Origin of the sequence: Novosphingobium sp. UBA1939 (assembly GCF_002336885.1) — a bacterium.
GTDB lineage: Bacteria > Pseudomonadota > Alphaproteobacteria > Sphingomonadales > Sphingomonadaceae > Novosphingobium.
In genome coordinates, this window is sequence record NZ_DDFB01000047.1 from 22,378 (window position 1) to 32,883 (window position 10,506).

The window sequence follows — 10,506 nt, forward strand, 5'->3', positions numbered from 1 at the left end:
GCGTCGATCTTCGCCTGGACGCGCGGCCTGATCTATCGCGGCAAGTTCGACGATACGCCCGATGTGGTGAAGTTCGCCGAAACGCTGGAACGTGTCTGCATCGAAACCGTCGAAAGCGGCAAGATGACCAAGGACCTCGCGATCCTGATCGGTCCCGACCAGCCGTGGATGACCACCGAAAAGTTCTTCGAGGCGATCGTTGCCAACCTCGAAAAGGAAATGACCGCCTGGAACTGAGCCAGACGCGTTCCTGACGGATACGAACAGAGGCCCCGGCAATGCCGGGGCCTCTTTCGTTTGGCGCGTGCATCCTTTGCGGGCGATGGGGCGCTGCCCACCCCCTACCCCTCCCGCCAGCGGGAGGGGAGAATAAGGGGCATCCCTCGCGCAGCGCTTGCAAGCGATAGGATCGCCTTTCATTTTGTTGCTGAGGGCGTTTTCTCTACCGCCGGGGTTGGCAAGGCCGGTTAACGAAGGTTACGGTGCCCCATGGCCGGTTCCCTTGCTCCTTCCGCTGCGCTTTCCGATGCCCTGGTCATTCTCGGCGCCGCAGGAATCGTGATCCCGGCTTTCGCCCGTTTCCGCATCACCCCGATCATCGGGTTCATTCTGGTCGGCCTCGCGGTCGGCCCCTATGGCCTGGGCTCGCTGGTCGGGCAGACTCCGTGGCTCTATCACATCACGATTTCCGATCCGGAGGCGATCGCGCCGTTCGCGGAGTTCGGCATCATCCTGCTGCTCTTCGAGATCGGCTTGGAACTGTCGTTCAACCGCCTGTGGTCGATGCGGCGGCTGGTGTTCGGGCTGGGCGCGATGGAGCTTGCGGGCGGCGCGCTCCTGATCGGCCTCGCCCTGATGAGCATCATGGGAGAAAGCCTTTACGCCGCGCTCGGGCTGGGCCTCGCGCTGGCGCTGTCCTCCACCGCGCTGGTCCTGCCCATCTCGGGCACGCAGGGTCCGGTTGGGCGCGCGGCGCTGTCGATGCTGCTGTTCGAGGATATCGCGCTCGTTCCCATCATCTTCCTGCTCGGCGCGATCGCACCCACGGCGGCGGCGGATGGCGGGGCGGTGCTGCTGGATACGCTGTGGCGCGGCGGTCTCGTCATCATGGCTCTGCTGCTGGCCGGGCGCTTCCTGCTGCCAAGCCTGTTCGCGCAGGCCGCGCAGACCAAAAGCCCTGAACTGTTCCTCGCGGCCAGCCTGCTTGTCGTCATCGTCGCGGCGCTGGCCACGGGTGCGGTCGGCCTTTCGCCAATCATGGGCGCGCTGCTCGCCGGCCTGCTGATCGCGGAGACCGAATACCACAACGAGGTCGAGGCGATCACCAAGCCGTTCAAGGGCCTGGCGCTGGGCGTGTTCCTTATCACCATCGGCATGGGCATAGACCTGCGGGTGGTGTGGGCGAACCTTGGCCCGCTGGCGGCGGGCGTGGTGGGCGTGGTGGTGATCAAGGCGCTCGTCACCGGGCTGCTGCTGCGCGTGATGGGCAAGGGCCGGGGCACCGCGCTCGAGACGGGCATTCTCATGGCCAGCCCTTCGGAAACCACCCTGATCGTACTGGCGACGGCCACCCAGGCGCAGCTGATCCTGCCCGCGACCGCGCAGTTCTGGCAGATCGTCACCGCGATCGGCCTCACCATCACGCCGGCGCTGGCCAAGGTGGGTGAAGGTTTCGCTAAGCGGCTGGAAGCGCGCGAGCCGGCCTCGGCCGACCTGCCGCGCGAGGAGCCGGCTGGCGACCGTGCCGTGATCCTCGGCTTCGGCCGCGTCGGCAGGCTGGTGGGCGAGATGCTGGCAATGCACGATGCGCCTTACATCGCCATCGATTCCGACCCCCGGCTCGTCCGCGAAGCGCGCCTCGCCGGCCTGCCCGTGCTGTTCGGCAACGTCGCCAGCGAAACGGTGATCGACCGGCTCGATCTCGATCACGCCCGCGCGCTGATCGTCACCATGGACGAGCCGGTGCTGGTCTCGCGCATCGTCAAGAAGCTGCACAAGCTGCGGCCAGACCTGCCGATCATCGTGCGCGCGCGCGATGCCGACCATGCCGGCGAACTCTACCGCGCCGGCGCCTCCCATGCGGTGCCGGAAACGCTGGAAAGCTCGCTGCAACTGTCCGAAGCCGTGCTGGTTGATCTGGGCGTGCCGATGGGGCCGGTGATCGCCTCAATCCACGAAAAGCGCGACGAGCTGCGCCAGCAGATCATGGAAGATGGCGATCTCGCCATCGCTCCAAAGCTGAAGTCCACGACCCTGCGCGAACGAACCGCCTGAACCCGATCAGGCAACCGGGCGCGGCTGGAACACCGACCAGCCCGTCCGCTGGGTCAGCCGTTCCAGCGCCAGCGCGCCCAGCTGCGAATTGCCCTTGTCGTTCAACCCCGGCGACCATACCGCTATCGACGCGATGCCCGGCGCCACGGCGAGTATCCCGCCGCCCACGCCCGATTTGCCCGCAAGGCCGGTGCGGAACGCGAATTCGCCAGAATTGTCGTAGTGCCCGCACAGCATCATCAACGCGTTGATGCGGCGCGCGCGGCGTGGTGAAACGACGCTGAGGCCCGTGGCGGGGTTGCGCCCGTCGTGCATCAGGAACCGCCCCGCCATGGCCAGCTGGCGACAGCTCATCGCCAGCGCGCACTGGTGGAAATAGACGCCCAGCGTGCGCTCCACGGGATGGCGAATATTGCCGAACGCCCGCATGTAGTTGGCCAGCGCGAAGTTGCGGAAGCCGGTTTCCCGCTCGGCATTGGCCACGCGTTCGTCGATGATCACGCTCTCGTCGCCTGCCAGCGCGCGCACGAAGTGCAGGATGCTGCCGATCGCCTCGCGCGGCTCGTGGCCGGAAAGCAGCACGTCGGCCACCACGATCGCGCCCGCGTTGATGAACGGATTGCGCGGAATGCCGTGCTCGCTTTCCAGCTGCACGATCGAGTTGAAAGCGCTGCCCGATGGTTCCCGGCCCACGCGGCGCCACAGGGCATCGCCCACCGCGCCCAGCGCCAGCGTGAGGGAAAACACCTTCGAGATCGACTGGATCGAAAACGGTTCTTCCGCGTCCCCGGCCGTGAACACCTCCCCTTGGGCCGTCACCACCGCCATGCCGAAGCGATCCGGCGAAATGCAGGCGAGCGGCGGGATATAGTCGGCCACCTGCCCGCGCTCGGTGGCCTCGCGCATTTCGGCGGCAATCTCGGCAACGATGGCGGCGATATCGCTCACTTCAGATAGCGCTTGTACCAATCGGCGATCCGCTCGAACCGGTCGCGCAGGAAGCTTGGCCGGACAAGTCCGTGGTGTTCGCCAGGATAAGCCACCAGCCGCGTCGGAACCCCCGTCAGCTTGAGCGCCTGATAGAGCTGCTGCCCACCGATCAGCGGCACGTTGTCGTCCGCCGTGCCGCCCAGGAACAGCGTTGGTGTCTTGATCCGGTCCGCATGGAGCAGCGGCTCGGAAAGGCGCGTCCACAGCGCCGTGTTCTGCCACGGTGGGCCAAGCTCCTGCACATATTGCTCGATGTACTGGTCCACGCCGAAGAAGGCGAAGATGTTGCCCACCCCCGCCCCGCTGACACCGGCCTTGAAGCGGCTGTCGCGCACGATCAGATAGTCGGTGAGAATGCCGCCATAGCTCCACCCGCCAACGCCAAGGCGCGCGGGATCGGCAATGCCCTGCGCCACCGCCCAATCGATGGCGGCATGAAGGTCGAGCACTTCCTTGTTGCCCCAGTCGGCGGCGATCGCGGAGCCATAGGCATCGCCCCGGCCCGAACTGCCGCGATAGTTGACCGCGAGCACGGCATAGCCCTGCGCGGCGATCCATTGCCGCATCGTATCGATCTCGTGCGCGTCCTGCGCCGTCGGTCCGCCATGAATCCACAGCACGGTAGGATAGCGTTGCCCCGGCACGTAGCCGGCCGGGAGCGTCAGAATCCCGTGCACCTCGCTGCCGTCGCTCGCCGTGGCGGCAAAATCGCGCACCGGTGACCAGGCAATGCCCGCGTTCAGCGCGCGATTGTGCGCGGTCAGCGCCCGCATCGTCTTGCCTTCCAGCGCATAGACTTCGGGCATCGCGTCATCGCCGCTGGCAATCACCGCGCGCGGCGCCCTGGCATCTTGGCCGCCGCACTGGTCGAACACCGCCAGCCGGAGATCGCCCAGGCGCTGCACGCCGCCCGTCGCCAGATCGAAGACGGCGGGAACCTCGTGCCGGTCCTCGGCCAGGATGGCGCCCACGCGCCCGCCGCCCAGATCGACGGGCCGTTGCACATAAGTGCCCACCGATGTCGCCACAGTCCGGGTTTGACCGGTCGCCAGCACCGTTTCGGCAAGGCGCGGCTGGCTATACTGGTTTAGCTTGGGCACATCGCCCACCAGATGCGCGATTTTCGCGCCATCGGCAGACCAGATCAGCGCCTGCCCCAACGCCCCGGCAAGCTTCGTCACCACGCGCGGAGCCGCGCCCGCCTTCGCTTCCACAACGGTGAGCCACTGGGTTGCGGGCGCGGCGGGATCGATGCCGTGATTGGCGAGGTAGGCCACGCTCTTGCCATCGGGCGACCATTCCGCCGCGATGACGTCGAACGAATCCGAAGCCGTCAGTCGCATCTCGGTGCGCGTGGCCACGTCGAACAGCGCCAGATGGGTATGGCTCGCAGCGGTGATGAAGCCCTGGCCGTCTTCCTTGAACTTCGCATCATCGACCACGACCGGCAGCGGCCGCTCAGGATCGACCTTGGGTGGCTCAGGCGCGGGATCGCTCAGCGTCAGCAGCAGGCGGCGCGAATCGGGCGACCAGCGGAAGGCGGCGATATCGCCCTTAACATCGGTCAGCTTCTGCGCCTCGCCCCCCCGCCGGTCGAGCAGCCATATCTGGGCCTGCTTGTCCTTGCCGCGCTTCGAAAGGAACGCGATGGTCTTGCCATCCGGACTGAACGCGGGCGCGCTGGCGCTCTCTTCGCCGTCTGTCAGCTGCAGCGCGGGCGCCCCGGCCAGATCGGCAAGCCAAATCACCGATCGGCGCTTGTCCGTCTTCACATCCGCATCGCTCACCACGTAGGCGGCCTGCCGGCCATCGGACGCGCAGGCCATTTCCGAGAGCGACCGCATCGCGAGAATGTCGTCGATAGTCACCGCGTGACGTGCCGGAGCGGATTCCCCCGCCACCGCGAAGGCCGGCAGTGCAGCCAGCGCCAAAATCGTGCCACACCGCAGCGCGCGTGAAGCCTGACGCCATTTCGCGATACCCATCTCTTCCCCCCCAACAATCCGTGAAGCAGAGCGTAACCGGGCGGGCCCCAACCGGCAATCGCTCCGGCAAAAAGGGTGCCCGCTGCGCAATCAGCCCCCCGATGCCCGCTTTCAACCCGCCCCCGCGCGTACGCCCGATACATTTTGCGACAAAGCGCCCCGTGGCTGACATACCCCAGTTACAACTTGTCTATAACTTTAGATCATGAATCTTTATATCTCCTCCATAGGGGCAGCCCGTCCTGGCTCAGGGGAAAATCGTATCCGTTCAGGATTCAGCCAGGGATGAGGGAGCCCACGACGGCAGCAGCGGCGTCCCCGCCAGCACGTCTGTGGGAACGCATTTGCAACGCCCGGATACCGTTGTGGGCAGTCGGCCTCCTGAGCCTTTGCGGGGTGGCCGTCACCATCGCGTTCGGCGCGATCGTGGCACAGGCCGATCGCCATGGCGCGCTGGGCAAGGCTGCGGCCCAGATCGCCAGCATCCCCAACACGCTGGCCGGCGTCTATCACGGACTGTTCCCCAACCGGCCGAAGCTGGTGCTCGATTACGTGCCGGAACCCGGCGGGCTGCACTATGCGGCCGGCCAGAGCTTTGTCGATCCGGGCTATGTCCTGCTTACGGAATTCAGCAATGCCCGCCAGCAGCGGGTCATCCGCCTGATGCGGCTGAGCGATGGCAAGATGCTTCGCGAATACGCGCCTGACGTGCGCGCCATGCTGCAAGGGTCCACGTTCCGATCGGCCATCGTCGACCTGCAACGCGACAAGACCCAGCGGCTCTACTTTCCGATGCATCCCATGCTCACCAATGATGGCGGGCTGATCCTGCACGATACCTCGCCGCTCACGCGGATCGATGCCTGCGGGAAGCGGCAGTGGATGATCGACGGCATCTTCCACCACGCGGTCGAACGCGCGCCTGATGGCACGCTGTGGGCGGCCGACCGGCAACCCCGATCGCGCCGCCCCGGGCTTGGTCCGCTGTTCGGGGACGAGAATATCGTGCATCTCCGGGCCGACGGAACCGTCCTGGGGCGCGAAGCGATCATCGACATTCTCGATCGCAACGGCCTTGGCTATCTCTGGCGCAGCCGCCCCTACCAGGACGATCCGATCCACCTGAACGATGTGCAGCCGGTGCCGGGCGATGGACCCTACTGGCATGCCGGCGATCTCCTGCTCAGCCTGCGCAACCTTTCGATGATCGCCCTTTACCGGCCGACGGAAGGCCGCATCGTGTGGCATCGCGAAATGCCCTGGCGGTTCCAGCACGATGTCGCCGTGATCGACGATCATCGCATCTCGGTGTTCGACAACAACTGGCGCTGGAACTGGCAGGCACCCGAAAAGGTAGAAACCGACGGGCACAACCGCCTCCTTGTCTATGACTTCGCGGCCGACACGGTCAGCGATCCGCTGGGTGAGGCCTTCCGCAAGCTGGACATCCGCACCCACGCGCAGGGCAGGGCGATGCCCCTGCCCGGCGGCGATTTCCTGATCGAGGAAACCGAACGCGGCCGCCTGTTCCGCATCGCGCCCGATGGCTCCGTCCGCTGGCGCTACGTATCCGCCGATCCCGACCAGCACCGGTATGAACTGCGCTGGAGCCGGTATCTCGATCCCATCGCCGACAGGGTCGGCATTCAAGCAGCGGTGAACGCCAAATGCGAATGAACCTTCAGAGCATGGCCCATGGCCTTTCGATCGCTTCCCTTGCCGCCATCGCCCTGATGGCCACGACCGTTCCGGCGCAGGCCTATGTCGGCCCGGGCCTGGGCCTTGGCGCCATTTCCACCGCACTGGGCGTGGTGGGAGCCATTCTTCTCGGGATCGTCTCCTTCGTCTGGTATCCGGTCAAGCGGCTGGTCCGCGCGGCCCGGCGCAAGCCGGCCGCGCCGACGCAAGCCGATGCGCAACCGGAAACGGACCTGTGATTCCCGCCGCGCTGGTCCTGTTCGCCGCGCTTCTGGCCTCCGTGCATCTGGCGCGCCGGTGGATGCTGCTGCGCCATTTCGGCGATCTGGCCGCGATCGGCCAGCGCTCCGTCCGCACGCTCGCCCGCAGCGGCGTTTCCGATTGGAGCAAGGAGCGCGCGACGCGCATTCTCGCGATCCGGATGATGGGCAAATCGCTCGCGGCCGGCGGCCTCCTGCTGATGATCGTCCTGCCCATCGCAGCCGTGCTGGCGATCGGCCCGGTCGCGGGCATTCCAACGCAGGACGCACTGTTCGATCCCACCGCCCGCCTGTCCATTCTTGCCGCAGGTATCGCCCTTGCCTTCCTCCGCTCCCGCGTCCGCCGCTTTGGCTTACGGCCCGCTTGACCGCCTGCTGCACCGCATCGCCCTGGGCAGCGACGCGGTGCTGGAGTTGAGCTTCGATCTGGAACGCGCCCGCCATGGCAAGGCGGCGGCGGCGCGGGAACTCGGCCCGCCGGTCTTCGTCACCGGCCTCGCCCGTGCCGGCACGACCATCCTGATGCGGCTGATCCACGCGGCCGACGATTTCGCCGCTCTCCGCTATCGCGATCTGCCCTTTCCGCTGGCGCCGAACAGCTGGGCGCGGATAACCGCCCGCCTGAAGCGCCAGGTCGAAACGCGCGAACGTGGTCACGGCGATGGACTGGAGCACGATCTCGACAGCCCCGAAGCGATCGAGGAAGTGTTCTGGAAGCTCCATGACGGCAAGCGCTATTGCCGTCCGGACGGCCTGATCCCCTACCCACCCGATGCCGAAACGCTGGCCGCCTTCGCTGATTACCGGCGGCTCGTCTGCCTTCGCTATGGCGCGCGGCGCTATCTTTCCAAGAACAACGCCAACGTGCTGCGCGTGGGCAGCCTGGCCCGGAACGTTCCCGGCGCGCGCATCATCCATCCCTTCCGCGATCCGCTGGCGCAGGCCCGTTCGCTCCACCGCCAGCATCGGCAAGCCTGCATGCTGGCAGCGGACGATCCGTTTCGCGGCGCCTTCATGCGGTGGCTGGGCCACCACGAATTCGGCGCGCACCAGTTGCCTTTCCTGCTGCCCGCCGGCTCAGGCCCCCACGGTGATCCCGATACGCTGGCGTACTGGCTGGCGACGTGGATCGGCGTCCATACCCACCTGCTCGGCCAGCCCGAGGACGTGCGCGAAACCCAGGTTTTCGTAGACTACGACCTGCTGGCCACCGGCGATCCCGAATTGCTGGACCGGCTTGGCAGGCGGCTCGATCTGGCCCGCCCGCTCTCGCCCGTAACCCTGCGTCCGCCGACGGCGCTGCCACACCGGGACGTGAAATTGCCCGCTGACCTGATGGTTGAGGCCAACCGGGTACACGCCGCGCTGCGGAAACGCGCGGCGGCCCTGTAAGGAGCCACCGCCCGGCTTGTCGCTATCCGGCGATCACGGCCTTGACCGCGGCGATGGCTGCGGCAGCCTTCGCGCCATCCGGACCGCCGCCCTGCGCCATGTCGGGGCGCCCGCCGCCGCCCTTGCCGCCCAGCGCTTCTACGCCCGCGCGCACCAGATCGACGGCGCTGACCTTGCCGGTCAGGTCGTCGGTCACCGCAGCCGCGATCGAGGCGCGGCCATCGTTGACCGCGACGATCACGGCCACGCCCGAACCAAGCCGCTGCTTCGCCTGATCGAGCAACCCGCGCAGTTCCTTGGGGTCCAGCCCTTCGAGCACCTGGCCGGCGAACTTCACCCCGCCCACGTCCTCGTCGGCCGCTTCGGGCTTCGTCCCGCCACCGCCACCCAGCGCGAGGGCCTTTTTCGCCTCGGCCAGTTCGCGTTCCAGCTTGCGCCGCTCGTCGAGCAGCGCGGCAACCCGGCCTTCGACGTCCTCTGGCGTGGTGCGCAGCAGGCTGGCGGCGTGCTTCAGCGCTTCCTCGCGGCCCACCAGCCACTGGCGCGCGCCTTCACCGGTCAGCGCCTCGATCCGGCGCACGCCGGAGCTGACCGCGCTTTCGGACACGATGCGGAACACGCCGATATCGCCCAGCGCGCGGACGTGCGTGCCGCCGCACAGCTCGACCGAATAGGGATGCTCCGCGCCGGTGCTGCCCATGCTCAGCACGCGCACCTCGTCGCCATACTTTTCGCCGAACAGCGCCATGGCCCCGGCCGCGATCGCGTCGTCGGGCGTCATCAGGCGTGTGGTCACCGGCTCGTTGCCGCGGATCTCGGCGTTCACTTCGGCCTCGATCACCGCGATGTCCTCGGCGCTGAGCGCCGTCGGGTGCGAGAAATCGAAGCGCAGGCGATCAGGCGCGACCAGCGAGCCCTTCTGCGTGACGTGTGCGCCCAGGCGGTGGCGCAGCGCCGCGTGCAGCAGGTGCGTGGCGGAATGGTTCGCGCGCGTGGCATCGCGGCGCGCGGTATCCACCGCCAGCGCCACGGCGTCGCCCACCTTGATCGTGCCGGCTTCGACCTTGCCGTGGTGCGCGTGCAGCCGGCCCAGCGGCTTTGCCGTATCGCTGATGGCGATCTGCAGGCCATCGCTTCCCGTGATCGTGCCGCTGTCGCCGGTCTGGCCGCCCGATTCGCCATAGAACGGGGTCTGGTTGGTNNNACCAGCGCGACCACCTGCCCCTCGCCGCTTGTCGCGGTGTAGCCGGTGAATTCGGTCGCTCCCTCGCGCTCGGCGATGTCGAACCACACTTCGCTGTCGGCGGTCTGGCCGGACCCCTTCCACGCCGCGCGCGCCGCCGCTTTCTGCTGCGCCATTGCCGTGTCGAAGCCGTCCTTGTCGACGGCGATCCCGCGCGAACGCAGGGCGTCCTCGGTCAGGTCATAGGGGAAGCCGAAGGTATCGTAGAGGCGGAACGCCGTCTCGCCCGGCAGCTTGTCGCCCTCGCCCAGCTCCGTCGTCGCCTCGTCGAGCAGCTTGAGGCCGTTCGAGAGCGTGCGGCGGAACTGCACTTCCTCGCGCAGCAGGGTTTCCTCGATCAGCGGTTGCGCACGACCGAGTTCGGGATAGGCCTGGCCCATCTCCGTCACCAGCGCGCCGACGAGCCGGTGCATCAGCGGCTCCTTCGCGCCCAGCAGGTGTGCATGGCGCATGGCGCGGCGCATGATCCGGCGCAGNNCCAGCAGGAAGCTGGTCGAGCGCAGGTGGTCCGCGATCACGCGATGGCTGGCGCGCTGGTCGCCTTCCGCCTTCACCCCGGTCAGCCCTTCGGACGCGGCGATCAGCGCGCGGAACGTGTCGGTATCGTAGTTGTCATGCTCGCCCTGCAGCACCGCCGCTACGCGCTCCAGCCCCATGCCGGTAT

7 protein-coding genes and 2 pseudogenes are annotated in these 10,506 nt (G+C 67.3%); 6 read left to right on the forward strand and 3 right to left on the reverse strand.

What is annotated here, in order from left to right:
* Positions 1–237, forward strand: a pseudogene (locus B3547_RS07480) (NADP-dependent isocitrate dehydrogenase); the annotation flags it as partial.
* Between the two features lie 252 nt (positions 238–489).
* Positions 490–2,274: a cation:proton antiporter gene (locus tag B3547_RS07485; RefSeq protein ID WP_292961721.1), complete on the forward strand. Its 1,785-nt coding sequence runs from the start codon at positions 490–492 to the stop codon at positions 2,272–2,274.
* A 6-nt stretch (positions 2,275–2,280) separates the two neighbouring features.
* Here B3547_RS07485 and B3547_RS07490 read toward each other — a convergent pair whose 3' ends face one another.
* Both B3547_RS07490 and B3547_RS07495 read right to left on the reverse strand, forming a co-directional pair.
* Positions 2,281–3,222 carry a glutaminase gene (locus B3547_RS07490; protein ID WP_292961723.1) on the reverse strand — a complete coding sequence of 314 codons (942 nt, stop codon included), beginning with the start codon at positions 3,220–3,222 and terminating at the stop codon, positions 2,281–2,283.
* Positions 3,219–5,249, reverse strand: coding sequence for a S9 family peptidase (locus B3547_RS07495; protein ID WP_292961725.1), 2,031 nt, complete (start codon positions 5,247–5,249; stop codon positions 3,219–3,221). Before B3547_RS07495 ends, B3547_RS07490 begins: the two co-directional genes overlap by 4 nt.
* Before the next feature lie 396 nt (positions 5,250–5,645).
* Between B3547_RS07495 and B3547_RS07500 the strand changes: the two genes are divergently transcribed.
* From B3547_RS07500 to B3547_RS07515, 4 genes are read left to right on the forward strand one after another with little or no spacing between them, the layout of a single operon-like run.
* On the forward strand, positions 5,646–6,926 hold the full coding sequence (locus tag B3547_RS07500) for an arylsulfotransferase family protein (protein ID WP_292961727.1): 1,281 nt from the start codon (positions 5,646–5,648) through the stop codon (positions 6,924–6,926).
* Complete coding sequence (locus B3547_RS07505; protein WP_292961729.1) at positions 6,923–7,186, forward strand: hypothetical protein; 264 nt, start codon at positions 6,923–6,925, stop codon at positions 7,184–7,186. The genes B3547_RS07500 and B3547_RS07505 overlap by 4 nt, the downstream gene beginning before the upstream one ends.
* Positions 7,183–7,575, forward strand: a complete 393-nt coding sequence (locus tag B3547_RS07510; RefSeq protein WP_124808675.1) for a hypothetical protein — start codon at positions 7,183–7,185, stop codon at positions 7,573–7,575. The genes B3547_RS07505 and B3547_RS07510 overlap by 4 nt, the downstream gene beginning before the upstream one ends.
* Entirely contained in the window at positions 7,556–8,599 is a 1,044-nt protein-coding gene (locus B3547_RS07515; protein ID WP_292961730.1) for a sulfotransferase, read from the forward strand. Before B3547_RS07510 ends, B3547_RS07515 begins: the two co-directional genes overlap by 20 nt.
* 22 nt (positions 8,600–8,621) lie before the next feature.
* Here the strand turns inward: B3547_RS07515 and alaS are convergent.
* Positions 8,622–10,506, reverse strand: a pseudogene (gene alaS / locus B3547_RS07520) (alanine--tRNA ligase); the annotation flags it as partial.

Bases quoted from the DNA above. Each gene is read 5' to 3' on its own strand.
- B3547_RS07495 (WP_292961725.1), bottom strand. From the start codon at position 5,249: ATGGGTATCGCGAAATGGCGTCAGGCTTCACGCGCGCTGCGGTGTGGC.
- B3547_RS07485 (WP_292961721.1), top strand. From the start codon at position 490: ATGGCCGGTTCCCTTGCTCCTTCCGCTGCGCTTTCCGATGCCCTGGTC.
- B3547_RS07505 (WP_292961729.1), top strand. From the start codon at position 6,923: ATGAACCTTCAGAGCATGGCCCATGGCCTTTCGATCGCTTCCCTTGCC.